Raw genomic sequence first — 25,051 nt, forward strand, 5'->3', positions numbered from 1 at the left:
GCCGCCGTACTGGCCCCGGCAGTCCACCACGGCCGGGTTCAGCCGTCAACTTGCCGTTGACCTGCGAGGGGAGAGTGTGGAGAAGCCCACACCGCCGCTGTGGCGCCGAGTTGGTCACCCCCGCCAACACGGCACCGGGCGGTACGGGACCCAAGTCCCGTACCGCCCGGCGGAGTCGATCGCGATCAGGCCACGATCAGATAGATGCCGTATCCCACGGCCGCCGCACACGCTGCGAAGCACGCGTACGCACCCGTCACCGCGAGCCCCGCGGACCCGCCCTCCGCGGCCGCCCGCTCGCGGCGGGACAGGCCGGTGATGCCGAGGGTGAACAGGCCCACCAGGGCCACGGTGACCACGAGGCTGACGCCGAAGACGGAGCCGAGGGCCGCCCAGTCGATCTTCATGGCAGAGGTTCTCCTTGTAACCGAGTGGGCGGGATCAGACCGGGGTGGTCGTGGTGGAGGGCTCGCGGTCGGCCGGGGCCGGCGCCGGGATCGTGGCGCTCGGCACGTCCGTGGCCGGGCCACCCGCGGGCGGCGGCGTCACCGCGGCCATCGCCGTGGTCACCACACCGGCCGGCTCCGCCTCGTCGGCGTCGTTGACGTTGGTGTGGTCGACGACCTCACGCCGCGAGATCTTCCAGATCGCCGCACTGGAGGCGACGAGGAAGACGGCCACCACCGCGGTGCCCCAGCTGCCGAAGCCGGTGACGTACTCGGCGAGCGCGCCCACCAGGGCCGCCGCCGGCAGGGTCAGACCCCACGCGACGAACATCCGCGTCGCCGTCGACCAGCGGACGACACCGCCCTTGCGGCCGAGCCCCGCGCCCATCACCGAGCCGGACACGGAGTGGGTGGTGGAGAGGGAGAAACCGATGTGCGAGGAGGCCAGGATGACCGTGGCCGCGCTGGTCTGGGCGGCGAAGCCCTGCTGCGGCTGGAGGTCGGTCAGGCCCTTGCCCATGGTGCGAATGATGCGCCAGCCACCCAGGTACGTGCCGAGAGCGATGGCGAGACCCGCCGAGAGGATGACCCACATGGGCGGGTCGGAGTCGGGGGCGACGGCACCGCCGGCGACCAGGGCGAGGGTGATGACACCCATCGTCTTCTGGGCGTCGTTGGTGCCGTGGGCCAGCGAGACCAGGCCCGCGGAGGCGATCTGGCCGGCCCGGTAGCCCTTCTCGGAGGCCTTGCCGTCGGCCTTCCTGCCGAGGGAGTACGTCAGCCGTGTGGCGAGCAGTGCCGCGATGCCCGCGACCACCGGGGCGGCGATCGCCGGGATCAGCACCTTGGTGACCAGGACGTCACCGTGCACCGCGCCGACGCCCGCCGAGGCGATCGTGGCGCCGATCAGGCCGCCCATCAGGGCGTGCGAGGAGCTGGACGGCAGGCCGACCAGCCAGGTCAGCAGGTTCCAGAGGATCGCGCCGACCAGGGCGGCGAAGATGACCTCGGGACGGATGCCGGCCTCGTCGACGAGGCCTTTGGAGATCGTGTTGGCGACTTCCACGGACAGGAAGGCGCCGACCAGGTTGAGGACGGCGGACATGGCGACGGCGACCTTGGGCCTCATGGCGCCCGTGGAAATGGTCGTGGCCATCGCGTTCGCGGTGTCGTGGAAACCGTTCGTGAAATCGAACGCGAGTGCGGTTACCACCACAATCGCGAGGATCAGCGAGAAGCTTTCCATTTACCCAGGCAATCGTTCGAGGTCGTTGGCCCGTCGAACGTAGGTAACCCGAGTGAACGGAAGATGAACTGGGAGGGGCGCAGGGGTGTCCGCATGCGAGGGGTGGTGTTCCGCCCCGCTGCCAGGCTCCCCGCGCCCCAGGGGTTAGGCGCCGCGCGCGAACTGTTTCAGTCGATGGAGTGATCCGTCGAAGAGGTTCTGATCCCCCGGAAGGCTCCCGGAGTCGTTGTCGTACTGCCAGAAGGTCCACGAGGACCAGCCGGCCGGCAGGGTACCCGCGCTCGCGGCGTTGTAACGGGCGATCCACAAGGGGTGGTCGGCGGCGAAGGCGCGGCTGCTGCCCGTGCAGGTGTTCCACCAGTGGGTGGTCGTGTAGATCACCGGACGGCGGCCGGTGAGCCGCTCGACCTCGTCGCTGAACGACCTGATCCAGCCGACCATCCTCGCCTTGCTCAGGCCGTAGCACTTGTGCTTCTTGTCGTACGGGTTGTACTCGATGTCGAGCGCGGGCGGCAGCGTCCAGCCGTCGGCGGTCCAGCCGCCGCCATTGCGTACGAAATGCGCCGCCTGCGCCTGGCCCGACGACCGGTCGGGTATCGCGAAGTGGTAGGCGCCGCGGACGAGACCCGCCGTGCGCGATCCGTCGTACTGCCGGCCGAAGTAGGGGTTGCGGTAGCTGGTGGACTCCGTCGCCTTGACGTAGACGAACCTGGCGCCCTTCGCCTTCGCGTCGTGCCAGTCGATGTCCTTCTGGTGCGACGAGACGTCGTGTCCCTTGGGACGGCTCGCCCCCGAGGCGGGAGCCTCGGCGAGGGCGGTGCCTCCCATCACGAGTGCCGCCGCGTACACGGCGAGCCACCGGCCGCGGCGTCGGGACGGTGTGCGGTCACGGGCCATGATTCCCCCCGGAATGGCGACGTGCACGGCAAATCCCCCAGAGGGTATTGGAAGATCATTGGATATCCGAAGATCTCCAGCCAAGAGAGAACTCTGGGGCACATATGCGGGTATGTGCCCTTACGGAGGCGCGGCGTCCGGCCTAAAGTGCCCCCGCCCGGCGGCGCGTTGGGGGATCGCCTGGCAGGATCGCCGCATGGCTGAGCAGCGAGGTGACGGGCGGGGCACGGGAGACGTCCGGGGCATCGGGCAGGATGCGGGGGAGTCGCGGCGGAGGGGGGTGCGCCCCGAGGAGGCGCGCGCCTGGGAGGAACTCGTCACGACGGCCCGCCGGACCGTCTCCGACGGCCTCGTCGTCGGCACGTCCGGGAACGTCTCGGTGCGCGTCGGGGACACCGTCCTGGTCACGCCTTCGGGCGTCCCCTACGACCGGCTCGGGCCGGACGACGTGACCGGCGTCGGGCTCGACGGCCGGCAGGTCCTCGGCACGCTCGTCCCGACCAGCGAGCTGCCCATGCACCTCGCGGTCTACCGCACGACCGGCGCCCGTGCCGTCGTCCACACCCACGCCGTGCACGCGACGGCCGTCTCGACGCTCGTGAGCGAGCTGCCGCTGATCCACTACATGGCCGCCGCGCTCGGCGGGCCCATCCGGGTCGCCCCGTATGCCACGTACGGCACCGACGAGTTGGCCGAAAACATGCTCCGCGCCCTCGACGGCCGCTCCGGCTGCCTCCTCCAGAACCACGGCACCGTCACCCATGGCGCCTCCCTGGACCAGGCCTACGACCGCACCGCCCAGCTGGAATGGATGTGCCGCCTGTGGCTGACCGCCACATCGGTGCCGGGCCTGTCCCCGAGCCTGCTGTCGGGCGAGCAACTGGCGGAGGTGGAGAAACAGCTACGGGGCTACGGCCAGCAGCGCTGACCATCCGCCCCGGCCGCCCGCCCCCGTCACCCCGCCGCTGCCTCCCACTGGTCCGTCGCCGGGTCGGCCGGGACACTGGAGTCGTGCGCACCGCCAGAGCGACGGCCGCTGCCGTCACCGCCCTGATCGGAGCCGGAGCTGCCGCCGTGGCCGCCGGACGGTTCGCCAGTGACGCCGCGCTCAAGGCGCCTCCCGGCCGGCCCCTGCCCACCGAACCCCGGCTCACCGTGCACGGCACCGCCGCGGGGCAGATCAGCCTCACCCGCGACCTGGCCGCCCTGCGGCCCGGCCGCTACGGCCTGTCCGGCAACGGCTCCCACGCGGTCGTCGGCCCCGTCCTGGCCGACACCCCGCATCCCGCCGACACCGTCGTACGCCGCCTGGAGCGGGTCACCCACGGCACCCTGAAACCCGGCGACAAGGCCTGGCTCACCCCGAACGTGTACGTCGGCAACCCGAGCGCCGCCCTCGGCATCGAACACGACGACGTCGACATACCCGGCGAACTCGGCGCCCTGCCCGCGTGGTTCGTCCCCGGCGCCCGGGACACCTGGGTGATCGCCGTGCACGGCCTCGGCACCACCCGGGAACTCGCCATGAACGTCTTGGGGTTCCTGCACAGCAACCACTTCCCGGTGCTCGCCCTCGCCTACCGTGGCGACCTGGGCGCGCCCCGCCCGCCCGACGGCCTGAGCCACCTCGGCGAGACCGAGTGGCGCGACCTCGACGCGGCGATCCGGTACGCCGTGCGCCACGGCGCCCGGCAGGTCGTCCTGCACGGCTGGTCCACCGGCGCCACCATGGCCCTGCGCGCCGCCGCGCACTCGGAACTGAGCGACCGCGTCTCCGGGCTCGTCCTGGACTCCCCGGTGCTCAGCTGGGAGGCCACCCTGCGCGCCCTCGCCGCGGCCCGCCGCACCCCGGGCGTGCTGCTGCCCCTGGCGGTCCGCGCCGCACAGGGCCGCACCGGCCTCTACGGCGACCGCGTCCCGGGCGCGGCCCTCGCCGCCGGGCTCCGGGTCCCGTCGCTCGTCCTCCACGGACCGGACGACACGGTGGCCCCCTGGCAGCTCTCCCGCCGGCTCGCCGGCGCGCGCCCCGACCTCGTCGCCTTCCGCACCGTCGGCAACGCGCCCCACGGAGCGATGTGGAACGCCGACCCGCAAGGCTACGAGGAGGCCCTGCGCCGCTTCCTGACCCCTCTCATGTGACCCCTACACGTCACGCACCCCCCGTTCACGCCCCCTTCGCCCCGTCGCAACCACGTTCCGACCCGTTCCCCACCGACCGGTCGTGATGATTCCGTTTAGCGTCGTACCACTGGCCTGTTTGCGGCCCTCGACCGCTCGCGGGACCCCGTGCGTTGGCCATCCCCGTCGCCCGCCGTGACATTCCGTTTGGGTTTTCGGACCGTCAACCGGAAGACTGCCCCCGTGACGTCCCGTATCCCGCGCGACTCCAGGCTTCGACTCGTCCGCCCGCGACCCCTGGCCGCCGCCCCCCAAGCGATGAACCAGCGGCGCTCGCGCCGACCCGCACCGCGGCCCCCGGAGGGCACCCCGGCCCCGGCGGAGCTGGCCAGAATGGCACGCTCAGGTCTGGCCGACGCGGCCCGCGTCGCCCGCTGGGCCGACACCGAGCTGGGCCCCGGCCGGGGCAGTGCCACCGCCGACGGCAAGGCCACCCTCTCCGCAGCGACCGCCGAACGGGCCGCCCGCGAGCTGGGCCTGACCCCGGATCAGGTCAGAGCCGACTGGGACACCGCCCGGCTCGCCGGTCTCGTCGAGGTGCACGGCGACAGCGCCCGCCCCGGCTGGCGGCTGCGCGCCTGGGACCGCGACGACAGTGCCGTCCTGCGCGGCTGGGTCGCCCTCTTCGACGCCTGGTCGCTCGCCTATCCGGAACCCGAGGATCACGAGCCCGCCGCCGTCGCCGAGGTCGTCTCGGCCATGCCGCAGGCGCTGTCCTTCCTCCAGCTGTCCGCCGGCCCCGTCCCCGTGGAGCAGCTCCTCGATCTCCTGGAGCAGCGCGTCACCGAGCTGCGCACCGCACGCTGCGAGATCCCCTACGGCCCGCAGCCCGAGCCGCCGGCCGACCCGGAGCCCACCGACGCCCCGCTCGCCCCGCTCCTCGACTGGGCCCTGCGCGCCCTCGCCTCCGTCGGCGCCCTCACCTACGGCGACGGCCAGGCCACGCTCACCCCGCTCGGCAGCTGGGCCGTCTGGGTCAAGCTGGAGCAGATCTGCGTCGCCGCGCAGAGCCCCGCCGGGAACATCGAGCAGGCCGCCGAGGACATGCTCCGCGGCTGCGCCCAGCTGCGCCCGAACGCGGCCCGCGCCGAGTACCGCGCCTGGCTCGCCGCCCGCCCCGTCGGCAGCGCCGTCACCGAACTCCTCGGCGCCGCCCGCGGGGAGGACGCCCTGCTGCGCGGCCTCGCCTTCGAGGCGCTGCGCGTGGTCGGCGCCCCGGCGGAGCCGGACGTCCGCGCCGTGCTGGACGAGCCGACGCTGAGGCCGTACGCGCTGCTGTGGCTGGCCGAGCACGACGGGGCCGACCCGGAGGACGCCCACGAGGTCCTCACCCGGGAGGAGGCGACCTGGCTGTGGGTGGACACCGCAGCCGCCGTCGCCGACCACGGTGAGGCCCCGCTGCTCGTCCGCCACCTGGAGTCCGCCGTGCAGCCGACCATCCCGATGCTGCTGGACGAGGTGCGCGCCGTGGGCCACCCGCGGACCGTGCAGGTCCTGGTCGCCCTCGCCGCGGCGCATCCCGACCCGGCCCTGGCCAAGGCCGTACGCCGGGCCGCCTTCCAGGTGCACACCGGCGGCAGCTAGGGACCCGGCCGGGCCGTCACCCGGCCGTCTCCGGCGCGTACGTCCCGAAGCTCCACACATTGCCCTCGAGGTCCCGGGCCATGTAGTCCCGTGAGCCGTAGTCCTGGTCCGTCGGGGGCATCAGGATCTCCGCGCCGTGGTCCACGGCGCGGCGGTGGTGCGCGTCCACGTCGTCCACGACGACGTACACCCCGGTCGTGCCCGCGTCCTTCATCGCCTTGTCGAAGACGCTGCCCGTGCCCTTGCTGCCGATCATCACCGCGCCGTTGCCCTGCACCAGCTCGGCGTGCATCACCGCGCCGTCCTCGCCCTCGAACACCGACAGCTCCGTGAAGCCGAAGGCCCCCGTGAGCTGCCGGATCGCCGCCTTCGCGTCGGCGTACAGCAGCGTCGGGTAGATGCTCGGACGCCCGCCGGACGTGTCTGCCATACCGACCACTCCCTTCTGCTGCCCAGTCTGGCACCCACCACTGACACCGACCCGGCGAGACCAACCGAACACCCGCACGCAGAAAAAGTGGTTGCACCGCCCCGTTAGACTGTCCCCCATGGCCTTTCTCCTCGCGCATTAGACGGCGGGAACGTCCTCAGCCGCCCATCCCGCCCCCGTATCCGCCCTGGAGTCTGTCCGTGATCTCCGCCTCCGGTATCGAGCTGCGCGCCGGTGCCCGTGTCCTCATCGAAAACGCCACCTTCCGCGTCGCCAAGGGCGACCGCATCGGCCTCGTCGGCCGCAACGGCGCGGGGAAGACCACCCTCACCAAGTGCCTCGCGGGCGAGGGCGTGCCCGCCGGCGGCACCATCACCCGCTCCGGCGAGGTCGGCTACCTCCCGCAGGACCCCCGCACCGGCGACCTCGACATCCTCGCCCGCGACCGCATCCTCTCCGCACGTGGCCTGGACGTGCTGATCCGCAAGATGCGCGACAACGAACAGCGCATCGCCAGCGGCAAGGGCGCCACCCGCGAGAAGGCCCTCAAGCAGTACGAGCGCCAGGAGACGGAGTTCCTCACCAAGGGCGGGTACGCCGCCGAGGCCGAGGCCGCCACCATCGCCGCCGCGCTGAACCTGCCCGACCGGGTGCTCGGCCAGCCCCTGCACACGCTCTCCGGCGGTCAGCGCCGCCGCATCGAGCTGGCCCGGATCCTGTTCTCCGACGCGGACACGCTGCTGCTCGACGAGCCGACCAACCACCTCGACGCCGACTCGATCATCTGGCTGCGCGACTACCTCAAGACCTACCGCGGCGGCTTCATCGTGATCTCCCACGACGTCGACCTGGTCGAGACGGTCGTCAACAAGGTGTTCTACCTGGACGCCAACCGTGCCCAGATCGACATCTACAACATGGGCTGGAAGCTCTACCAGCAGCAGCGCGAGGCCGACGAGAAGCGGCGCAAGCGCGAGCGCGCCAACGCCGAGAAGAAGGCCGCCGCGCTCCATTCGCAGGCCGACAAGATGCGCGCCAAGGCCACCAAGACGGTCGCCGCGCAGAACATGGCCCGCCGCGCGGACAAGCTGCTGTCCGGCCTGGAGGCGGTACGCCAGTCCGACAAGGTCGCCAAGCTGCGCTTCCCGGAGCCCGCCCCCTGCGGCAAGACCCCGCTGATGGCCGAGGGCCTGTCGAAGTCGTACGGCTCGCTGGAGATCTTCACCGACGTCGACCTGGCCATCGACAAGGGCAGCCGTGTCGTCATCCTGGGCCTCAACGGCGCAGGCAAGACGACCCTGCTGCGGCTGCTGGGCGGCGTCGAGCAGCCCGACACGGGTGCCGTGGTCCCCGGCCACGGCCTGAAGCTCGGCTACTACGCGCAGGAGCACGAGACCCTCGACCCCGACCGCACGGTCCTGGAGAACATGCGCTCCGCCGCGCCCGACATGGACCTCGTCGAGGTCCGCAAGGTGCTCGGCTCGTTCCTGTTCTCCGGTGACGACGTCGACAAGCCGGCCGGTGTCCTCTCCGGCGGCGAGAAGACCCGCCTGGCGCTCGCCACCCTGGTGGTCTCCTCGGCGAACGTGTTGCTCCTCGACGAGCCGACCAACAACCTCGACCCGGCCAGCCGCGAGGAGATCCTCGGCGCGCTGCGCACGTACAAGGGCGCGGTCGTCCTCGTCACGCACGACGAGGGCGCCGTCGAGGCGCTCCAGCCGGAGCGGATCATCCTGCTGCCGGACGGCGTCGAGGACCTGTGGGGCGCCGACTACGCGGATCTCGTCGCCCTGGCTTGATCGAATACGTGATCAACGGCGTATGGATCATTCGGCCTAGCGGTGATCCATCATCTGTGTGAGATCTCCTCGTACCGAGGTGTGTCCTACATCGATTTCGCGGCCGAGCCCCGATTCTTCCGGGCTCGGCCGCGACGCCTTTCTGACCTGGCGTTTCCCGGGGGAATCCGTTCGGCCGTACGGACGCCACACTTCGGAATTCCGTATTCCGTTTGTGGGGACGCGCTCCCGTCGTCACAACCTTGTCTCACGGACCTTGCCGAATGGGTGGCCATCAAGGCCCGGAGGGGTGATCATGAGGAGACCAGAGCGCACTTCCCATGAGGAGGCACGGGTGGCCGAGACTCTGAAGAAGGGCAGCCGGGTGACCGGCGCCGCGCGCGACAAGCTCGCGGCAGACCTGAAGAAGAAGTACGACGCCGGTGCGAGCATCCGGGCGTTGGCCGAGGAGACCGGCCGCTCGTATGGCTTCGTGCACCGCATGCTCAGTGAGTCGGGCGTCACGCTGCGAGGGCGTGGCGGGGCGACGCGGGGCAAGAAGGCCACGGCCTGATCCCCGGGTGGCCCCTCGGCTTCGATGGTGGCCACCCGGTCGGTCGGCTGATCGGCCGGGTGGTTACTGTGCAGTCACTTAGCTGACCGCACACATCGGAGGCGTCCCATGGCTTCGCCCGACAAGGACCTCGTTCCCGTACTCGACAAGGACGGCGTACGGCTCACCGTCGACGACGCGATCGCCACGGTGACGCTGACCAACCCGGCCAAGCGCAACGCGCAGAGCCCCGCTCTGTGGCGGGCGCTGACCGAGGCCGGGCGGCAGCTGCCGGGCTCCGTCCGCGTCGTGGTGCTGCGGGCCGAGGGCAAGTCCTTCTCGGCCGGTCTCGACCGGCAGGCGTTCACGCCCGAGGGCTTCGACGGGGAACCGTCGTTCATCGACCTCGCGCGTGGCAGCGACGCCGAGCTGGACGCGACCATCGCCGAGTACCAGGAGGCGTTCACCTGGTGGCGGCGCAGCGACATCGTCTCCGTCGCCGCCGTCCAGGGGCATGCCATCGGGGCGGGCTTCCAGCTCGCCCTCGCCTGCGATCTGCGCGTCGTCGCGGACGACGTGCAGTTCGCCATGCGCGAGACCAGCCTCGGACTCGTGCCCGACCTGACGGGCACGCACCCGCTGGTGGGACTCGTCGGATACGCCCGCGCGCTGGAGATCTGCGTGACCGGGCGCTTCGTCACGGCCGAGGAGGCCGTGAACACCGGGCTGGCCAATGTGGCCGTGCCCGTCGGCCAACTCGACGACACGGTCCGCGACCTCGCATCGGCCGTGCTCGCCGCGCCCCGCGACGCGGTCATCGAGACCAAGGCACTGCTGCGCGGCGCGCAGGACCGCACCTACGAGGACCAGCGCGGCGCGGAACGCCAGGCCCAGGCCCGACGCCTGCGGGACCTCGCCGGCGTCGGGGACTGAACCGGCCGGATCAGGGGATGGCCAGGGGAGTTGCCGCCGGCTGCGCGATGCCCCGCTGCCGCCCCTCAGCCGATCCCGCTCACCAGGACCGCCACCGTCGGGTGGTCCGCCAGTGACGTCCGCACTGCTGTGCGGACGCCTCGCGCCACGTCCCGGGCCCGGTGGTCCTCGCGCACCGCGAGTTCGATCCGGATGTGACGGTGCGCCAGCGCGGCGTCCCCCGGGAGCTCCTCGATGTGCACGGGGTGGCCCAGCGCGCCGGTCAGCCGGAGCACGCCCGGGACCTTCAGCGCGGCGGCGGCGACGCGACCCTCGTCGTCGCCCCCGGCCTGCGCGGCGGGCGGCGGCTCGGGGAGCGGCGCGGCGGGCCCGGGCGGTTCCGTCTCCTCGTCCAGCAGGCCGGTCACGCGCAGATCCACCTCCGTCACCGTCAGACCGAGCCGCTGCGTCGCGGCCGTCGCCAGCGTCGCCCGCAGCAGGGACGCCGTCGTCGGGAGCGGCTGCGAGGCCGTGGCGGCGAACTGAGCCGTCACCCGCAGCGGTCCGGGCGGCAGACCGCTCGGCGGGGCCGGCACGGCCGGGCTCCCGGTGTCCGCCGGATCGGCGAGCGCGACACGGAGCGCGTCGAGGCGCACACCCGGAGCGTCCCCCGCCGCGTGCCGTAGCACCGCCTCGGCCGCCCGCTCGGCGATCCACGCGCCGTCCCGCGCGTCACCCAGCGGCAGGAGCCTGCCGAGGCCCAGCTGATGTCTCACTGCCTGCGTCCACCGGTCGGCCGTCATTCCTCCAGCCTGCCGTATCAGAGGCGCGTATCCACGCAACCGTGCTTACGGTGGTCGAAGGACGACGACCGAAAAGGACGTACGGCGATGACTGACATGACCGAGAACCGGGGCGGGGAGACCGAAACGTCGGCGGCGCGCAGGAGTCCGCTGGCCAAGCGCGGCGGGGGAGACCCCGGATCCCGCGGGCGGACGACCATCGCCGACGGCGTCGTGGAGAAGATCGCCGGACTCGCCGCACGCGACGTGGACGGCGTGCACGCCATGGGCAGCGGCCTGTCGCGCACCTTCGGAGCCGTGCGCGACCGCGTGCCCGGCGGCGCGAAGTCGGTGACGCGCGGTGTGAAGGCCGAGGTCGGCGAGGTGCAGGCCGCCCTCGACCTGGAGATCGTGGTCGTCTACGGCGTGGCGATCGCCGATGTGGCCCGGGACGTACGGGAGAACGTCATCACCGCCGTCGAGCGGATGACGGGCCTTGAGGTCGTCGAGGTCAACATCGCGGTGAGCGACGTGAAGCTGCCGGACGAGGAGGAAGAGGAACCGGAGCGCCGGATCCAGTGAGGCACCTGCCACCGAGCGCAGCGACAGAGAAGCTGAGGAGCGCAGCATGAGCATGGCCGTCGTCGGCATGATCGCCGGCATGGCACTGGCATTCGCCGGGTATTTCGGCGGATTCGGCGCCTTCCTGCTGGTGGCGGCGCTGGGCGCCGTCGGCCTTGTCGTCGGCCGGTTCCTGGAGGGGGACATGGACTTCGGCGACTTCTTCCGTTCCCGTGAACGGCGGCGGTGACGACCGTGAGCGCGGGGGCCGGTGAGCTCGACAGACCCCTGACCGTCGTCCCGCCGGGCGAGCGGGGTGCCACCCGGATCGCCGACCGGGTCGTCGCGAAGATCGCCTCGCAGGCGGCCCGCGAGGCCGTCGGGCCGCTCCCGCCCGGCGCCGCCCGGCCGTCCGCCACCGTCGCGGTCCACCACGAGATCGCGCACGTCCGGGTCCACGTCGAACTCGACTACCCCTGCGACGTCGGCGCGCGCTGCCGCCAGGTGCGTCGCCGAGTCGTCGAGCGGGTGGGAGCCTTGGTGGGAATGCAGGTGCCGGAGGTCGTCCAGGTGGAGCGGCTGCACCTGGCCGTCGGGACCGGCACGCCACAGGGGAGGACGCGATGAGCGAACCCCGCGGCACCGAACCGCCCGAGCCCGAGGCCACCACACAGCGGCTGCCCGTCGTCGAGAAGTCGCAGACCGGCACCGGCGACGACCGGTCCGCGCCGGCGGCCGGCAACGGAACGCCGCCCGTACCCGAGAGCGACGGCGGCCGCGAAGGCCGCTTCTGGTCGGCACGCCGCGTCCCGGCGGGCATCGTCGCCCTGCTGCTCCTGGGACTTGCCGGACTGTTCCTCTACGACATCGTGTCCGTGCGCGCCGACCGGCCCGTCATGAGCTGGCGCCGGGAGCTCGCCCGGCAACTCGCCGGACGGCCCCTCGACGACACCTGGGTGCTCGTCGGGGCCGGGGTCGCCGCCGCCCTCGGGCTCTGGCTGCTGGTCCTGGCGGCCACGCCCGGCCTGCGGCACGTGCTCCCGATGCGGCGTACGCACGCCGACGTACGCGCCGGACTGGACCGGGACGCCGCCGCGACCGCGTTGCGCGACCGGGCCATGGAGGTGGCCGGCGTGCAGTCGGTGCGGGTGCGGGTGCGCCGGAGGCGGGCGGACGCCCGCGCCGTGTCGCACTTCCGTGAACTGGACGAAGTGCGAACCGACTTGGACGCCGTGCTCACCGACGCGATCCGCGGACTGGGACTCTCCCGGCCACCCTCGCTGTCGGTGCGCGTCCGGCGGCCCGGCAGGAAGGAGTGACAGCGATGCTCAGGGTCGTCAACCGCGTGTTCCTGGGGCTCGTCGGCCTCGTCCTGCTGGTGCTGGGCGGCTCGGTACTGGCCGTCGGCCTCGGCGCTCCGGCGCCCTCGTGGTGGATCCACGACAGCCGCCACGACGTGCTGCTGAGCGACGCCGAGCGCACCCGCTGGCGGGACAGCGGCTGGTGGTGGCCGACCGTCATCGCCGTACTCGCCGTTCTGTTGCTGCTCGCCCTGTGGTGGCTGGTCGCGGTGCTCCGCCGGCGCCGCCTCGCCGAGGTCCTCGTGGACACCGGCGACGGCGAGGGCGCCCTGCTGCGCGGCCGGGCCCTGGAGAACGTCCTCACCCAGGAGGCGGCGCAGATCGACGGCGTCGACCGGGCCCACGCCCACTTGACGGGCCGCCGCAGCGCCCCCGAGGCCCGGGTGCGGCTCGCACTGGAACCGCACGTGGACCCGGGAACGGCCCTGCACGACCTGACGACCGACGCCCTGACCCACGCCAGGACATCGGCGGGCCTCGCGTCACTGCCGGCGGAGGTACGGCTGCGGGGTGTCAAGCACGGTGCGGAGAGGGTGAGCTGACCCGCGGACGGAAGCGGCGCTCAGAACCCGTGCCGTGCTCCGCCGTCCACCGGCACCATGACCCCGGTCAGATAAGAAGCCGCCGGAGACAGCAGGAACGCCGCCACCCGCCCGAACTCCTCGGGCGATCCGTACCGCCGCAGCGGAATGCGCGACTCCGACGCCGCCCTGGTCGCCTCGGGGTCCGCCGACAGCGCGTCCAGCTCGCGCACGCGATCCGTGTCGATGCGCCCGGGCAGCACACCTACCACCCGGACTCCCCGCGGCCCCAGTTCGTCGGACAGCGACTTGGCGAATCCGGCCAGCCCCGGCCGCAGCCCGTTCGAGATCGTCAGCCCCGGAATCGGTTCGTACACCGACCCGGACAGCACGAACCCGATGACACCCCCGGCCTCCAGCTCGGCCGACGCGGCGCGAGCCAACCGGACCGCTCCCAGGAACACCGACTCGAACGCCGTCTGCCACTGCTCGTCCGAGTTGTCGGCGACGAACCCGGCCGGCGGGCCGCCCACGCTGACGAGGACGCCGTCGAAGCGGCCGAAGTGCTCCCGCGCGGCCCCGATCAGCCGGGCCGGCGCTTCGGGGTCGGCGTTGTCGACGGCCACCCCGACCGCGTTCGGGCCCAGCGCGGCCGCCGCGTCGGCGACGCTCTTCTCGTCCCGCCCCGAGACGACCACCTTCGCCCCGTCCGCGACGAGCTCGCGCGCGGAGGCGTTGCCGAGGCCGCGGGTGGCCCCGGTGACGATGTACACCCGGTCCTTCAGTCCAAGATCCATGGCCCCTATCCTGCCCCGTCCTCCCCGAACAGGGCGAGGGCGGTGTTCACGAGGCCGATGTGGCTGAACGCCTGCGGGACGTTGCCGAGCTGCCGGCCGGTCACCGGGTCGAACTCCTCGGACAGCAGGCCGACGTCGTTGGCGAGTCCCGCCAGCTGCTCGAACAGCTCCCGGGCCTCCTTCGTACGGCCCGTCATGTGCAGGGCGTCCGCGAGCCAGAACGAGCACACCAGGAAGGCGCCCTCGGAGCCGGGCAGCCCGTCGACGGCCGCGTCGTCCGAGTCGTCGGTGGTGTAGCGGCGCAGGAAGCCGCCGTGGTCCAGCTCCTCGCGGACCGCGTCGATGGTGCCGATCACCCGTGGGTCGTCGGGCGGCAGGAAACCGACGCGCGGGATGAGCAGCAGCGCGGCGTCGAGTTCGCGCGAGCCGTAGGACTGCGTGAAGGTGTTGCGTCCCGGGTCGTAGCCCTTGTCGCACACCTCGCGGTGCACCTCGTCGCGCAGCGCGCGCCAGCCGTCCAGGTCGCCGTCCAGCTCCGGATGGCGCTCCAGGGTGCGTACGGCACGGTCGGCGGCGACCCACACCATCACCTTCGAGTGCACGAACTGGCGCCGGCCGCCACGCACCTCCCACAGCCCCTCGTCCGGCTGCCGCCAGTGGTCGCGCAGGAAGTCCATCAGGGCCCTCTGAAGCGCCCACACGTCCGGCTGGGCGGACAGGCCCGAGTCGCGGGCCAGCGACAGGGAGTCCATGACCTCGCCGTAGACGTCCAGCTGGAGCTGGTTCACGGCGTCGTTCCCGATGCGTACGGGGGTGGACTCGGCGAAGCCGGACAGCCACGGCAGTTCGAACTCGGGCAGCCGTCGCTCACCGGCCACGCCGTACATGATCTGAAGGTCCGCGGGGTCGCCCGCGACCGCGCGCAGCAGCCAGTTCCGCCAGGCCTCGGCCTCCTCCTGGTAGCCCGCGGCCAGCAGTGCGCCCAGGGTGAGGGTGGAGTCGCGCAGCCAGCAGTAGCGGTAGTCCCAGTTGCGCACCCCGCCCGGCTCCTCGGGCAGCGAGGTGGTGGCGGCCGCGACGATGCCGCCGGTCGGGGCGTAGGTGAGCGCCTTGAGGGTGATCAGGGAGCGGACGACGGCGTCCCGGTACGGTCCGTCGTAGCGGCAGCGCGACACCCAGGCCCGCCAGTCCTCGACGCTGTGGCGCAGCGACTCGTACGGGTCGACGAGCGGCGGGCGTTCCTCGTGGGAGGGGTGCCAGGTGAGGACGAACGCGACCTTCTCCCCCTTCCGGACCGTGAACTCCGCGTGCGTTCCGAAGTCCTCGCCCCAGCTGCGCACCTCCGGTTCGCTGCGCAGCCATGCGGAGTCGGGGCCGGCGACGGCGACGCGGTGGCCGTCGGCCCGGCGTACCCAGGGGACGATCGAGCCGTAGTCGAAGCGCAGCTTGAGCACGCTGTGGAGCGTCACCTCGCCGTCCAGGCCCTCGACGACGCGTACGAGGTCGGGGGCCTGGTCGCGCTGCGGCATCAGGTCGGTGACGCGGACCGTCCCCTGCTCGGTCTCCCACTCGGTGTCCAGGACGAGGGTGTCGCGGCGGTAGGCGCGCCGGGCGCACCGGTCCGCCCCCACGGGGGCGATGCGCCAGAAGCCGTTGTCCTCGTCGCCGAGCAGCTTGGCGAAGCAGGCGGCCGAGTCGAAGCGGGGCAGGCAGAGCCAGTCGACGGATCCGTCCGTGCCGACCAGGGCGGCGGTCTGTTCGTCGCCGATGAGGGCGTAGTCCTCGATTCGCGGGTGCACGAGGTGCGGGTTCCCGGCAACTGGCCCCGGCAATCAGGGGTGGAGCCGGGTGAGTGACATGCTCTCGGCAATGGGTGAGGAGGCGCCGGAGAAGATGACGCCGGGGTGCGCCGGGGCCTGGTTGAGCACCCACAGGCCGATCAGCGTGGCCAGGGTGAAGACGACCGCGATCAGCACGGCCAGCACGAGCCGCCGCCGGCGCTCGCGCCGCAGCCACTCACCCCGTGCCGTGCGGTACGCGTCGGGGTCGGGGAGCACCCCGCCCGCCAGTGCCTGAAGTGCCTCGCGCAGCTCACGCTCGGTGCGGTCGTGGCCGGTCCGGTCGGGGCCGGTGCCACGCGACTCAGTCGCGTCTCGATGCGTCATCGCCGGGCCTCCATCGCCTGGGTCAGGGCGGCGATACCGCGCGCCGTGTGCGTCTTGACGGAACCACTGGAGATGCCCATCGCGGCGGCTATCTCACTCTCCTTCAGCCCGAGCCAGTGGCGCAGCACCAGCGCCTCGCGCTGCCGCGCCGGCAACTGCTGGAGCGCGTCGATCAGCACCCGCTGGTCGTCGCGCAGCAGCGCGGTGTTCTCCGCGGAGGCCACCATCTCGTCGGACGGGTTCTCGGTGTGCCTGCGGGCGACCTGGAGGTGACGGATCCGCATCCGCGTCAGATTGCAGACGGTGGAGCGCAGATACGCCTCCGCCGCGGCCACGTCCCTCAGGCGGCGCCACTTGCGGTAGATCTGGTAGTAGGCCTCGGCCACCACGTTCTCCGGATCGTCGGCGCCGAGCAGGACGGCCAGGCGCAGCATCGCCGAGTAGTGCAGCTCGAAGAGGCGGGCCAGGCCGGCCTCCCGCTCCAGGTCGGCCGGATCGCCGACCGCGGGGGCGAGGGGCTCGGCGGCGGTCCGCGGCACGGCCGGGGGCGCGGCCGGCGGCACGGCCGCGGGCACGGCCGGAGGGACGGCCGGAGGGACGGTCGGGGAGTTCTGTCTGCGTCTCACGGGTTGTTGGCTCCCGTCTCCGGGCGGCGCCGGACGGTCAGGCGGGACGGCAGGTCGGTGGTGTCGGCGCCGCGCGGGACGCCGAGGCGGGTCAGCGCCGCGGTGCCGGCCACCGCGACGGTCAGGTTGAGCAGCAGGGCGGCGAGTCCGGCGTAGATCTCCAGCGGCTGGGCACCGGTGCCCAGCGGCACGATCGAGGAGAACCCCTCACGCACCACCAGGTACGTCCCCGACACCATGCCCACGGCCCACCCGGCGAGCAGTGCCCGCGGATGCAGTCGCCCGGTGAACAGGCCGACCGCGACGGCCGGGAAGACCTGCAGTATCCACACGCCGCCGAGCAGCTGGAGGTTGACGGCGTCCTGGTCGCGCAGCCCGAACACGAACGCCACGGCCCCCACCTTCGCGGTGAGCGACACCGCCTTGGCGATGCGCACCTGCCGTTTGGGCGTGGCCGTGGGATGGACGTACTCGACGTACACGTTGCGCACGAAACCCGTCGCCGCGGCGATCGACATCACGGCGGCCGGGACCAGGGCGCCCACGGCGATGGCCGCGAACACCAGCCCGGCCAGCGGGGCCGGCATCAGCCGGTCCACCAGCATCGGCACGGCCGCCTCGGCACCACCGCGGGGAGCCCGCACGCCCGCCGCGAGGGCGGCGATGCCGAGGAACCCGAACAGCGCCAGCAGCCCGGTCCAGGCGGGCAGCGCCACCGAGACCTTGCGCAGGGTCCGCGGCCCGTCGGCGGCGAAACCGGCGGTGAGCACGTGCGGGTACATCAGCAGGGCGAGGGCGGAGCCGAGGGCGAGGGTGGCGTAGGCGGGCTGCTGCGCCGGAGTGAGGAGCAGCGCCGGACCGCCCAGCCGCCGCGCCGCCCCGTCGAAGACCGGGCCCGGACCGCCGAACCGTTCCAGCACCAGCCAGGTCACGGCCGTGAGCGAGACGAACACCGCCACCGCCTTCAGCGCCGAGATGACCGCGGGCGCCCGCAGCCCGTGCCGGTACGTGGCCACCGCGAGCCCCGCGAACAGCGCCACCATCACCAGGTCCCCGGCCGCGCCGCGCGGATAGACGCCCCCGGCTGTCAGGACCGCCCGTATCCCCAGCAGTTGCAGCGCCAGGTACGGCATCGTCGCGAGGATCCCGGTCAGCGCGACCACCAGGGCCAGCGGCGGCGACCCGTACCGGCCCCGCACGAAGTCGGCGGCGGTGATGTAGCCGTGCCGGCGGGCCACGCTCCACAGGCGGCTCAGCAGGACGAAGGCGAGCGGGCTGACGATCACCGTGTACGGCACCGCGAAGAAGGCCGCCGCGCCGTTGCCGTACGCGAGCCCCGGCACGGCCGTGAAGGTGTACGCGGTGAAGATCGTGCCGCCGAGCAGCAGCCAGGTCCATCCGGGACCCAGGGCGCGGTCGGCCAGCGCCCAGCCCTCCAGAGAGGGCAGCCGGTCGACCGGACGCAGCCGCCGTGCGGTGACCGCGAGCAGCGACGCCCCGCCGATCACGGCGAGGAACGTCGCGGTCATGGCGCCGTCAGCCATGGGTCACCGTCCTTGGTGTGCCTGTGCCCTCGCGCGAGAGTTGCGCGGACGCCCCGTCCGGAGGACAGAAATCGGCGGGAAATCTTCTGGAAATGCCCTGTCAACCACTTCCGGCGGAAGCGCAACTCTTGCACAGACCGACAGCGAGCGGGAGAGGAGCGCAGGTCACAGACCGGCGACCGGACGAGTCCCCGCCTCAGTGCTGTCATCCACCACCGCCACGGTGAGGAGCCGCCATGCCTGTCTCAGCCCTGCCCGAAACCGATCGCCCCGCACCCGAGAAGACACGTACGTCCCTTCGGTCGGTCCTGCTCTGGAGCGCCGTCTCCCTGCTCGGCGCGGTCGCCTGGGGCGTCCTCGCCCTCGCCCGGGGCGAGCGGATCTCCGCGGTCTGGCTGGTCGTGGCCGCGCTCGGCTCGTACGCCATCGCCTACCGCTTCTACTCCCGCTTCCTCGTGCGGCGCGTACTCCGGCCCGACGACACCCGGGCCACCCCGGCCGAACGCCTGGAGGACGGTGTCGACTTCCACCCCACCGACCGCCGGGTGCTGCTCGGCCACCACTTCGCCGCCATCGCCGGCGCCGGGCCGCTGGTGGGGCCGGTGCTCGCGGCCCAGATGGGCTACCTGCCCGGAACCCTGTGGATCGTGGCGGGCGTGATCTTCGCGGGCGCGGTGCAGGACATGGTCGTGCTGTTCCTGTCGATGCGGCGGGACGGCCGCTCGCTCGGGCAGATGGCCCGTGACGAGATCGGCCGGGCCGGCGGGGCCGCCGCCCTCGTCGCGGTGTTCGCCATCATGATCATCCTGCTGGGCGTGCTGGCCCTGGTCGTCGTCAACGCGCTCGCGCACAGCCCCTGGGGCACCTTCTCCGTCGCCATGACCATCCCCATCGCCCTGTTCATGGGCTTCTGGCTGCACGTCATCCGCCCGGGCCGGGTCGTCGAGACCAGCCTGATCGGCGTGGCGCTGCTGCTGCTCGCGATCGTCGGCGGCAGCTGGATCCAGCAGTCCTCGCTGGCGTCCGCCTTCACGCTCAGCCCCACGACCCTCGTCTTCTGCCTGGTCGGCTACGGCTTCGTCGCCTCCGTCCTGCCGGTCTGGATGCTGCTCGCCCCGCGCGACTACCTCTCCACCTTCATGAAGATCGGCACCATCGCCCTGCTCGCGGTGGGCGTCGTCGTCGCGGCCCCCGTGCTGCGCGCGGACGCGGTGAGCGACTTCGCGCGGTCCGGTGCCGGGCCCGTCTTCGCCGGGGCGCTGTTCCCCTTCCTCTTCATCACCATCGCCTGCGGCGCGCTGTCCGGCTTCCACGCGCTGGTCGCCTCGGGGACCACCCCGAAGCTGATCAGGAAGGAGTCCGAGGTCCGGATGATCGGCTACGGGGCCATGCTGATGGAGTCGTTCGTCGCGATCATGGCCCTGATCGCCGCGGCCACCCTCGAACCCGGCCTGTACTACGCCATGAACGCCCCGGCGGGGCTCCTCGGCACGACGGCCGAGTCGGCGTCGCACGCGGTCGCGGGCCTCGGCTTCACCATCACGCCCGACCAGCTGACCCAGGCCGCCAAGGCGGTGGAGGAGCAGACCCTGATCGCCCGCTCCGGCGGTGCGCCGACCCTGGCCGTCGGCATGTCGGAGATCTTCTCCGGAGTCTTCGGCGGCACGGCCATGAAGGCCTTCTGGTACCACTTCGCGATCATGTTCGAGGCGTTGTTCATCCTGACCACGGTGGACGCGGGCACCCGGGTCGGCCGGTTCATGCTCCAGGACATGCTCGGCAACGTGTGGAAGCCCGTCGGCCGGGTCAACTGGAAGCCGGGCATCTGGCTGTGCAGCGCCCTCGTCGTGGCGGCCTGGGGCTACTTCCTCTACACCGGCGCCACCGACCCGCTCGGCGGGATCAACCAGCTCTTCCCGCTCTTCGGCATCGCCAACCAGCTCCTCGCCGCGATCGCCCTGGCCGTCTGCACCACCGTCCTGATCAAGTCGGGGCGGCTGCACTGGGCCTGGGTCACCGGCGTCCCGCTCGCCTGGGTCGTCGGGATCACCTTCACCGCGGGCTGGCAGAAGATCTTCTCCACCGACCCGAAGATCGGCTTCTTCGCCCAGCGCGCACGCTACGCCGACGCCATCGACGCCGGTCAGGTCCTGCCGCCCGCCAAGACCCCCGCCGACATGCACACCGTGGTCACCAACTCCACGGTCGACGGTGTGCTGATCGCCCTGTTCCTGCTGCTGGTCGCCGTGGTGCTGGTCAACGCGGCGGTGGTCTGCGCACGGGCGGTCCGCGCCCCGGGCCCGCTGCCCACCACCGAGGCGCCGTACGTCGAGTCCCGCATCGACGTGCCGGCGGAGCCGGCCGAGCCCCTGGCCGGAGCCCGCTCGTGAAAGTCCCCCGCTGGGCGTCGGCCGTGCGCTGGTACCTGAGGGAGCTGACCGGCGAGACGGAGTACGACCGCTACTGCGAGCACCACCGCCACCGGCACCCGCTCGCTCCGGTACCGACCAGGCGGGAGTACGAGGTGCTGCGCACGGCGCACCGGGAGGCGAATCCGCAGGGGCGGTGCTGCTGACCCGGGCGGATCGACCGGGCGGGGCCGGAGCGGCCGGACGGTCGCGCGGGGGCCGTCGGTCGCGCGGGGGCGGCGGTGCTACACCGCCGCCGGCTCGGCCTCCGCCGTGTCGGCCTTCTTCGCCGCCGCCTGGGTCCGCTCCCTGGCCTCGCGACGGGCGAGGACCACCCAGCCGACCGGGACGGCGGCGGAGAACAGCCACCACTGGATGGCGTAGGCGTAGTTCAGGGCGGCGTCCTCCTTGCCGGGGTCGCCCAGCAGTTCGGGCGTGTCGCCCTTGGGCTCGGGCGCCGTCTGCGCGATGTAGCCACCGAGCACCTGCGCGTCCAGGCGCCGGGCCTCCTGCTCGCTGTTGATCAGCATGACCTGCCGGTCCGGCAGGCCCTTGAGGTTCTTGATCCCGCTCGCCGCGGTCGTCTCACTCGGCATCAGCCGCCCCTCGACGGTCACCTCGCCGCTCGGCGGTGCGGGGACCTTCGGGAACGTGGTCTGGCTCGGGCCGTCGGAGGGGATCCAGCCCCGGTTGACCAGCAGGACCTTGCCGTCGTCGAGGACGAACGGCGTCAGGACGTGGTAGCCGACCTCGTCGTCGGAGTTGGTGCGGCGGCGGACGACGACCTCGTCCTCCGTGTCGAAGCGGCCCTTCGCGGTCACGGTCCGGTACCGCTCGGCGCTCGTGACGGTGTGCCCGGGCGCGGTCAGCTTCTCCACGGGCACCGGCTTCGCGGCCAGCGCGTCGGTGACCAGCTGGTTCCGGGCGGTGCGCTCCTCGTAGCGGTGCATCTGCCAGATGCCCAGCCTGATCATCGTGGGGATGAGAAGCAGGGCGATCAACGTCAGGATCACCCACTGCCGGGACAACAGGAAGCGGTACACCCCACGACCGTACAGCTCGGTCGTGGGGTGCATTCAGTCGGGTACGGGTTCAGACCTTGTCGACAATTCCCACCTTTCCCTCCGCGCGGGCGCAGTGGGCGCCGCAGTACCAGTGGCCGTCGACGTCGACGCCCTGGCCGATGATCTGGACCCGGCAGTGCTCGCAGATGGGGGCCATACGGTGGATCGCGCAGGCGAAGCAGTCGAAGACGTGCACCGCGCCCTGCGCGTGCACCTCGAAGGTCATTCCGTACTGATTGCCACATACCTCACAGGTCGCCATGCGCCACAGGGTGAGCCGTCACCCCGGCCCGGGCGAGCCGCCGCCGGGCGAGTCGCCCGCCAATCACCCGTCCGTACGGTCACCCCCCGGCACGGCCCCGCATCCGGTTACGCCCCCGAGGCCGGCTCCACGTCCGCGAGGAGCTGCCCGAACGCCGCCTCGTCCACGATCGGCGTGCCGAACTGACGGGCCTTGACCACCTTGGACGTGCCCGAGTCCGGGTCGTTCGTGACGAGGAGGCTGGTCAGCCGGGACAGGCTGGTGGCCACGTGCAGCCCGGCCTCGGTCGCCCGGTCCTCCAGCAGGTCGCGCTCGACCGAGGTGTCGCCGGAGAAGGCGACCCGCATGCCCTGCTTGAGCCGCCCGCCCGCCTCGAAGCGCCCCGGGTTGGGGTAGGGGCAGGCGGGCCGCTTCCGGGCGGGGCGCCAACTGCCCGTCCGGTACCCGCCGTAGCCCGCCTGCTGTCCGATGCGGGGCGCGGGAGGGCGGTCCGACCACTCGGTCAGCGGCCGGCACTCGTGCAGCGGCAGCCGTACGCCGTTCGCCGCCGCGGTCCTGAGACTGGGCCGGAACGCCTCCGCCAGCACGCGTGCGTCGTCCAGCGCGTGGTGCGCCTGCCGCTGGACGACGCCGAAGTGCGCGGCGAGGGACTCCAGCTTGTGGTTGGGCAGCGGAAGCCCGAGTTCCTTGGAGAGCGCGATGGTGCACAGGCGCTGGCGCACCGGTGCCTCGCGCTTCGCGCGCGCGTACTCCCGGGCGATCATCTGCCAGTCGAAGACGGCGTTGTGCGCGACGAGCACCCGGTCCCGGAGCCGGGCCGTGAACTCCTCGGCGATGTCCGCGAAGAGGGGCGCGCCCTCGAGTGCCTCGCTCGTCAGTCCGTGGATCCACACGGGGCCCGGGTCACGCTCCGGGTTGACCGTCGTGTACCAGTGGTCCTCGACCTCGCCGCGCGCGTCCAGCCGGTAGACGGCCGCCGAGATGATCCGGTCGTCCCGCGCCAGGCCCGTGGTCTCCACGTCAACGACCGCGTATCCCCGGGGATACGCGGCCGGCCACGACGTGGGGGAGAACGACGCTGCGGTCGTCAGGTCTTCGAGCATGGTTCCTGAGGATACGGGCCGCGACTGACACCACCGTCCGCCAGGTGCGCAGGCTCCGCCCTTCCGACGGCCCCTCAGGCGTCTTGTCCGCTCTGTCCGTTCGTGAGGCGTACGTCTGACCGAGGCTCAGGTGCTGTACGGGCGCGGGCCGGGCTCCGCCTCAGGGCACGGTTTGGCGGAGATCGCCAAGAAGCAAGCGCGTACCGTCGGTAATACTTGTGGGTAACAACGTCTGGTCGGGGCAGGACGGCCGCCCTACGGTTCAGGCATGCCGAACCTGCCCGATGTCGTGCTGTGGTCGATCCCCGCCTTTGTGCTGCTCACGGTGGTCGAGATGGTGAGCTACCGTCTCCACCCCGACGAGGACGCCGAGGGCTACGAGGCGAAGGACGCCGCGACGAGCATCGGCATGGGGCTCGGCAGTCTCGTCTTCGACTTCCTCTGGAAGATCCCGATCGTCGCCCTCTACACGGCCCTCTACGAACTCACGCCCCTGCGCGTGCCCGTCCTGTGGTGGACCGTCCCGCTGATGCTGCTCGCACAGGACTTCTTCTACTACTGGTCCCACCGCGGCCACCACGTCATCCGCATCCTGTGGGCCTGTCACGTCGTCCACCACTCCAGCCGGAAGTTCAACTTCACCACCGCGCTGCGCCAGCCCTGGACGTCCCTGACGGTGTGGCCGTTCTACGTCCCCCTCGTCGCAGCCGGAGTCCACCCGGCCGCGCTGGCGTTCTGCTCCTCCGCGAACCTCGTCTACCAGTTCTGGATCCACACCGAGCGGATCGACAAGATGCCCCGCTGGTTCGAGTTCGTCTTCAACACCCCCTCGCACCACCGGGTCCACCACGCCTCCCAGGGCTGTTACCTCGACCGCAACTTCGGCGGCATCCTCATCGTCTGGGACCGGCTGTTCGGATCGTTCGTCGCCGAGACCGTGCGGCCCCGGTACGGGCTGACCAAGAACATCGACACGTACAACCTGCTGAAGGTGGCGACACACGAATACGTTTCCATCGCGAGGGACCTGAAGGCGGCGCGCGACTGGCGCGAGCGCGCGGGGCGCGTGTTCCGCGGGCCGGGGTGGGGACCTGCGCCTGCGCCGGTGCCGGCCCCGGCGTCGTCGCCCGTCGGGAAGGGCACGTCGGCGTGAGCCACTCCCGACTCCTCCTCGGCGTCTTCGCTCTCGCCGTCGTCGTCGACCTGCTCTCCCTCGCGGTCGGCTTCGACGCCGGGCACGCCGTCACCAAGCCGCTGCTGATGCCGCTCCTGGCGCTGTGGGCCGTGCTGTGCCGGGCGCCCCGGCCGCTCGTGGCCGCCCTGCTGTGCGGCTGGGGCGGGGACGTGCTGCTGCTGTCCGACGCCGAGCCGGCCTTCCTCGCCGGCATGGGCTGCTTCGCGGCGGGACACGTCTGCTACCTCGTCCTGTTCGGGAGGTACGGGAGCCGGTACGCCGTCCCACGCGCGCGTGCGGCCCTCCTCGCCCTGGGCTACGCCACCGCCCTCGTCACGACCGTCGCGCTGCTGTGGCCGGACCTGCCCGCGGAGCTGCGCCTGCCCGTCGCCGAGTACAGCCTCCTGCTCACGGCCATGGCGTACCGCGCCGCCATCCGGCTCGGACTCTTCACCGGGCTCGGCGGTGCGCTCTTCCTGCTCTCCGACACGCTCATCGCGACCGGCGTCGCCGACTGGCCGCAGCCACCCGCGCCGGATTTCTGGATCATGCTCACGTACATCGCCGCACAGGCCCTCCTGGCCGGTGGCACGCTCGGGGCGCTGGGCGCGCGCAGGGCACCGGCCGCGACGTACGGCGAGATGCGCGCCGTCTGAGGC

General features: G+C 72.2%; 28 protein-coding genes. 15 read left to right on the forward strand and 13 right to left on the reverse strand.

Going from position 1 to position 25,051, the window contains the following annotated elements; genetic code table 11:
• Positions 1–185: 185 nt before the first annotated feature.
• From SCNRRL3882_RS31595 to SCNRRL3882_RS31605, 3 genes are all read right to left on the reverse strand, one after another.
• Complete coding sequence (locus SCNRRL3882_RS31595; protein WP_010037803.1) at positions 186–407, reverse strand: hypothetical protein; 222 nt, start codon at positions 405–407, stop codon at positions 186–188.
• Positions 408–441: 34 nt separating this feature from the next.
• Positions 442–1,692, reverse strand: a complete 1,251-nt coding sequence (locus tag SCNRRL3882_RS31600) for an inorganic phosphate transporter (protein WP_010037802.1) — start codon at positions 1,690–1,692, stop codon at positions 442–444.
• Positions 1,693–1,836: 144 nt separating this feature from the next.
• The gene (locus SCNRRL3882_RS31605) at positions 1,837–2,589 is read right to left on the reverse strand and encodes a lysozyme (protein ID WP_010037801.1); all 753 of its coding nucleotides are present in this window, start codon (positions 2,587–2,589) and stop codon (positions 1,837–1,839) included.
• Between the two features lie 196 nt (positions 2,590–2,785).
• Here SCNRRL3882_RS31605 and SCNRRL3882_RS31610 point away from each other — a divergent pair, with 196 nt between their 5' ends.
• The 3 genes from SCNRRL3882_RS31610 (at position 2,786) to SCNRRL3882_RS31620 (ending at position 6,351) form a co-directional block, all read left to right on the forward strand.
• Positions 2,786–3,517 (forward strand): class II aldolase/adducin family protein, encoded by a 732-nt coding sequence (locus SCNRRL3882_RS31610; protein ID WP_029181025.1) that lies wholly within the window; start codon positions 2,786–2,788, stop codon positions 3,515–3,517.
• Between the two features lie 83 nt (positions 3,518–3,600).
• Positions 3,601–4,728 carry an alpha/beta hydrolase family protein gene (locus SCNRRL3882_RS31615; RefSeq protein ID WP_010037797.1) on the forward strand — a complete coding sequence of 376 codons (1,128 nt, stop codon included), beginning with the start codon at positions 3,601–3,603 and terminating at the stop codon, positions 4,726–4,728.
• 222 nt (positions 4,729–4,950) lie between these two features.
• Positions 4,951–6,351, forward strand: coding sequence for a hypothetical protein (locus SCNRRL3882_RS31620; protein ID WP_173937315.1), 1,401 nt, complete (start codon positions 4,951–4,953; stop codon positions 6,349–6,351).
• A 16-nt stretch (positions 6,352–6,367) separates the two neighbouring features.
• Here the strand turns inward: SCNRRL3882_RS31620 and SCNRRL3882_RS31625 are convergent, their stop codons facing one another.
• Entirely contained in the window at positions 6,368–6,781 is a 414-nt protein-coding gene (locus SCNRRL3882_RS31625; RefSeq protein WP_010037794.1) for a VOC family protein, read from the reverse strand.
• Positions 6,782–6,981: 200 nt separating this feature from the next.
• Here SCNRRL3882_RS31625 and SCNRRL3882_RS31630 point away from each other — a divergent pair, with 200 nt between their 5' ends.
• The 3 genes from SCNRRL3882_RS31630 to SCNRRL3882_RS31645 all read left to right on the forward strand — a co-directional run bounded on the left by SCNRRL3882_RS31630 (position 6,982) and on the right by SCNRRL3882_RS31645 (position 10,045).
• Positions 6,982–8,580, forward strand: a complete 1,599-nt coding sequence (locus SCNRRL3882_RS31630) for an ABC-F family ATP-binding cassette domain-containing protein (RefSeq protein WP_010037792.1) — start codon at positions 6,982–6,984, stop codon at positions 8,578–8,580.
• 334 nt (positions 8,581–8,914) lie between these two features.
• Entirely contained in the window at positions 8,915–9,133 is a 219-nt protein-coding gene (locus SCNRRL3882_RS31640; RefSeq protein WP_010037790.1) for a helix-turn-helix domain-containing protein, read from the forward strand.
• Positions 9,134–9,241: 108 nt separating this feature from the next.
• Positions 9,242–10,045, forward strand: a complete 804-nt coding sequence (locus SCNRRL3882_RS31645; RefSeq protein ID WP_010037787.1) for an enoyl-CoA hydratase/isomerase family protein — start codon at positions 9,242–9,244, stop codon at positions 10,043–10,045.
• 65 nt (positions 10,046–10,110) lie between these two features.
• On the opposite strand, the gene SCNRRL3882_RS31650 is transcribed toward SCNRRL3882_RS31645, so the two are convergent.
• Entirely contained in the window at positions 10,111–10,827 is a 717-nt protein-coding gene (locus tag SCNRRL3882_RS31650; RefSeq protein WP_010037785.1) for a hypothetical protein, read from the reverse strand.
• Between the two features lie 87 nt (positions 10,828–10,914).
• Here SCNRRL3882_RS31650 and SCNRRL3882_RS31655 point away from each other — a divergent pair, with 87 nt between their 5' ends.
• The 5 genes from SCNRRL3882_RS31655 to amaP are packed head-to-tail and all read left to right on the forward strand — an operon-like array spanning position 10,915 to position 13,270.
• Positions 10,915–11,388: an Asp23/Gls24 family envelope stress response protein gene (locus SCNRRL3882_RS31655; RefSeq protein ID WP_010037783.1), complete on the forward strand. Its 474-nt coding sequence runs from the start codon at positions 10,915–10,917 to the stop codon at positions 11,386–11,388.
• A gap of 46 nt (positions 11,389–11,434) precedes the next feature.
• The gene (locus tag SCNRRL3882_RS31660; RefSeq protein ID WP_010037781.1) at positions 11,435–11,617 is read left to right on the forward strand and encodes a hypothetical protein; all 183 of its coding nucleotides are present in this window, start codon (positions 11,435–11,437) and stop codon (positions 11,615–11,617) included.
• On the forward strand, positions 11,614–11,994 hold the full coding sequence (locus tag SCNRRL3882_RS31665) for a hypothetical protein (protein ID WP_102514889.1): 381 nt from the start codon (positions 11,614–11,616) through the stop codon (positions 11,992–11,994). The genes SCNRRL3882_RS31660 and SCNRRL3882_RS31665 overlap by 4 nt, the downstream gene beginning before the upstream one ends.
• The gene (locus SCNRRL3882_RS31670; protein WP_010037779.1) at positions 11,991–12,686 is read left to right on the forward strand and encodes a DUF6286 domain-containing protein; all 696 of its coding nucleotides are present in this window, start codon (positions 11,991–11,993) and stop codon (positions 12,684–12,686) included. The genes SCNRRL3882_RS31665 and SCNRRL3882_RS31670 overlap by 4 nt, the downstream gene beginning before the upstream one ends.
• A gap of 5 nt (positions 12,687–12,691) precedes the next feature.
• Positions 12,692–13,270, forward strand: coding sequence for an alkaline shock response membrane anchor protein AmaP (gene amaP, locus SCNRRL3882_RS31675; RefSeq protein WP_010037777.1), 579 nt, complete (start codon positions 12,692–12,694; stop codon positions 13,268–13,270).
• Between the two features lie 20 nt (positions 13,271–13,290).
• Here amaP and SCNRRL3882_RS31680 read toward each other — a convergent pair whose 3' ends face one another.
• From SCNRRL3882_RS31680 to SCNRRL3882_RS31700, 5 genes are read right to left on the reverse strand one after another with little or no spacing between them, the layout of a single operon-like run.
• Positions 13,291–14,046 carry an SDR family oxidoreductase gene (locus SCNRRL3882_RS31680; protein ID WP_010037775.1) on the reverse strand — a complete coding sequence of 252 codons (756 nt, stop codon included), beginning with the start codon at positions 14,044–14,046 and terminating at the stop codon, positions 13,291–13,293.
• A gap of 5 nt (positions 14,047–14,051) precedes the next feature.
• Complete coding sequence (locus tag SCNRRL3882_RS31685) at positions 14,052–15,845, reverse strand: glycoside hydrolase family 15 protein (RefSeq protein ID WP_010037773.1); 1,794 nt, start codon at positions 15,843–15,845, stop codon at positions 14,052–14,054.
• Between the two features lie 33 nt (positions 15,846–15,878).
• Positions 15,879–16,211 (reverse strand): hypothetical protein, encoded by a 333-nt coding sequence (locus SCNRRL3882_RS31690; protein WP_010037770.1) that lies wholly within the window; start codon positions 16,209–16,211, stop codon positions 15,879–15,881.
• Positions 16,208–16,837 carry a sigma-70 family RNA polymerase sigma factor gene (locus SCNRRL3882_RS31695; protein WP_010037768.1) on the reverse strand — a complete coding sequence of 210 codons (630 nt, stop codon included), beginning with the start codon at positions 16,835–16,837 and terminating at the stop codon, positions 16,208–16,210. Before SCNRRL3882_RS31695 ends, SCNRRL3882_RS31690 begins: the two co-directional genes overlap by 4 nt.
• Complete coding sequence (locus SCNRRL3882_RS31700) at positions 16,834–18,381, reverse strand: sodium:solute symporter family protein (protein ID WP_010037767.1); 1,548 nt, start codon at positions 18,379–18,381, stop codon at positions 16,834–16,836. Before SCNRRL3882_RS31700 ends, SCNRRL3882_RS31695 begins: the two co-directional genes overlap by 4 nt.
• Before the next feature lie 236 nt (positions 18,382–18,617).
• Between SCNRRL3882_RS31700 and SCNRRL3882_RS31705 the strand changes: the two genes are divergently transcribed.
• Both SCNRRL3882_RS31705 and SCNRRL3882_RS31710 read left to right on the forward strand, forming a co-directional pair.
• Positions 18,618–20,771: a carbon starvation CstA family protein gene (locus tag SCNRRL3882_RS31705; protein WP_010037766.1), complete on the forward strand. Its 2,154-nt coding sequence runs from the start codon at positions 18,618–18,620 to the stop codon at positions 20,769–20,771.
• Complete coding sequence (locus SCNRRL3882_RS31710) at positions 20,768–20,956, forward strand: YbdD/YjiX family protein (protein ID WP_029181023.1); 189 nt, start codon at positions 20,768–20,770, stop codon at positions 20,954–20,956. Before SCNRRL3882_RS31705 ends, SCNRRL3882_RS31710 begins: the two co-directional genes overlap by 4 nt.
• Positions 20,957–21,034: 78 nt before the next feature.
• Here SCNRRL3882_RS31710 and SCNRRL3882_RS31715 read toward each other — a convergent pair whose 3' ends face one another.
• The 3 genes from SCNRRL3882_RS31715 to SCNRRL3882_RS31725 all read right to left on the reverse strand — a co-directional run bounded on the left by SCNRRL3882_RS31715 (position 21,035) and on the right by SCNRRL3882_RS31725 (position 23,218).
• The gene (locus SCNRRL3882_RS31715; RefSeq protein ID WP_029181022.1) at positions 21,035–21,832 is read right to left on the reverse strand and encodes an SURF1 family protein; all 798 of its coding nucleotides are present in this window, start codon (positions 21,830–21,832) and stop codon (positions 21,035–21,037) included.
• 49 nt (positions 21,833–21,881) lie between these two features.
• Entirely contained in the window at positions 21,882–22,115 is a 234-nt protein-coding gene (locus SCNRRL3882_RS31720) for a hypothetical protein (RefSeq protein ID WP_003989324.1), read from the reverse strand.
• 107 nt (positions 22,116–22,222) lie between these two features.
• Positions 22,223–23,218, reverse strand: coding sequence for a DEDDh family exonuclease (locus SCNRRL3882_RS31725; RefSeq protein ID WP_010037761.1), 996 nt, complete (start codon positions 23,216–23,218; stop codon positions 22,223–22,225).
• Between the two features lie 268 nt (positions 23,219–23,486).
• Here SCNRRL3882_RS31725 and SCNRRL3882_RS31730 point away from each other — a divergent pair, with 268 nt between their 5' ends.
• A complete protein-coding gene (locus tag SCNRRL3882_RS31730; RefSeq protein ID WP_010037759.1) occupies positions 23,487–24,371 on the forward strand; it encodes a sterol desaturase family protein in 885 nt (294 codons plus the stop codon).
• Positions 24,368–25,048 (forward strand): lysoplasmalogenase, encoded by a 681-nt coding sequence (locus tag SCNRRL3882_RS31735; protein ID WP_010037757.1) that lies wholly within the window; start codon positions 24,368–24,370, stop codon positions 25,046–25,048. The genes SCNRRL3882_RS31730 and SCNRRL3882_RS31735 overlap by 4 nt, the downstream gene beginning before the upstream one ends.
• Positions 25,049–25,051 lie beyond the last annotated feature (3 nt).

The organism is Streptomyces chartreusis NRRL 3882, assembly GCF_900236475.1.
In the GTDB taxonomy this organism is placed as follows: Bacteria; Actinomycetota; Actinomycetes; order Streptomycetales; family Streptomycetaceae; genus Streptomyces; species Streptomyces chartreusis_D.

Excerpts from the sequence above, each read along its gene's own strand:
- SCNRRL3882_RS31595 (WP_010037803.1), bottom strand. The coding sequence starts at position 407 with ATGAAGATCGACTGGGCGGCCCTCGGCTCCGTCTTCGGCGTCAGCCTC.
- SCNRRL3882_RS31600 (WP_010037802.1), bottom strand. The coding sequence starts at position 1,692 with ATGGAAAGCTTCTCGCTGATCCTCGCGATTGTGGTGGTAACCGCACTC.
- SCNRRL3882_RS31605 (WP_010037801.1), bottom strand. The coding sequence starts at position 2,589 with ATGGCCCGTGACCGCACACCGTCCCGACGCCGCGGCCGGTGGCTCGCC.
- SCNRRL3882_RS31610 (WP_029181025.1), top strand. The coding sequence starts at position 2,786 with ATGGCTGAGCAGCGAGGTGACGGGCGGGGCACGGGAGACGTCCGGGGC.
- SCNRRL3882_RS31625 (WP_010037794.1), bottom strand. The coding sequence starts at position 6,781 with ATGGCAGACACGTCCGGCGGGCGTCCGAGCATCTACCCGACGCTGCTG.
- SCNRRL3882_RS31645 (WP_010037787.1), top strand. The coding sequence starts at position 9,242 with ATGGCTTCGCCCGACAAGGACCTCGTTCCCGTACTCGACAAGGACGGC.
- SCNRRL3882_RS31650 (WP_010037785.1), bottom strand. The coding sequence starts at position 10,827 with ATGACGGCCGACCGGTGGACGCAGGCAGTGAGACATCAGCTGGGCCTC.
- SCNRRL3882_RS31655 (WP_010037783.1), top strand. The coding sequence starts at position 10,915 with ATGACTGACATGACCGAGAACCGGGGCGGGGAGACCGAAACGTCGGCG.
- SCNRRL3882_RS31660 (WP_010037781.1), top strand. The coding sequence starts at position 11,435 with ATGAGCATGGCCGTCGTCGGCATGATCGCCGGCATGGCACTGGCATTC.
- SCNRRL3882_RS31670 (WP_010037779.1), top strand. The coding sequence starts at position 11,991 with ATGAGCGAACCCCGCGGCACCGAACCGCCCGAGCCCGAGGCCACCACA.
- amaP (WP_010037777.1), top strand. The coding sequence starts at position 12,692 with ATGCTCAGGGTCGTCAACCGCGTGTTCCTGGGGCTCGTCGGCCTCGTC.
- SCNRRL3882_RS31680 (WP_010037775.1), bottom strand. The coding sequence starts at position 14,046 with ATGGATCTTGGACTGAAGGACCGGGTGTACATCGTCACCGGGGCCACC.
- SCNRRL3882_RS31690 (WP_010037770.1), bottom strand. The coding sequence starts at position 16,211 with ATGACGCATCGAGACGCGACTGAGTCGCGTGGCACCGGCCCCGACCGG.
- SCNRRL3882_RS31700 (WP_010037767.1), bottom strand. The coding sequence starts at position 18,381 with ATGGCTGACGGCGCCATGACCGCGACGTTCCTCGCCGTGATCGGCGGG.
- SCNRRL3882_RS31705 (WP_010037766.1), top strand. The coding sequence starts at position 18,618 with ATGCCTGTCTCAGCCCTGCCCGAAACCGATCGCCCCGCACCCGAGAAG.
- SCNRRL3882_RS31720 (WP_003989324.1), bottom strand. The coding sequence starts at position 22,115 with ATGGCGACCTGTGAGGTATGTGGCAATCAGTACGGAATGACCTTCGAG.
- SCNRRL3882_RS31725 (WP_010037761.1), bottom strand. The coding sequence starts at position 23,218 with ATGCTCGAAGACCTGACGACCGCAGCGTCGTTCTCCCCCACGTCGTGG.
- SCNRRL3882_RS31730 (WP_010037759.1), top strand. The coding sequence starts at position 23,487 with ATGCCGAACCTGCCCGATGTCGTGCTGTGGTCGATCCCCGCCTTTGTG.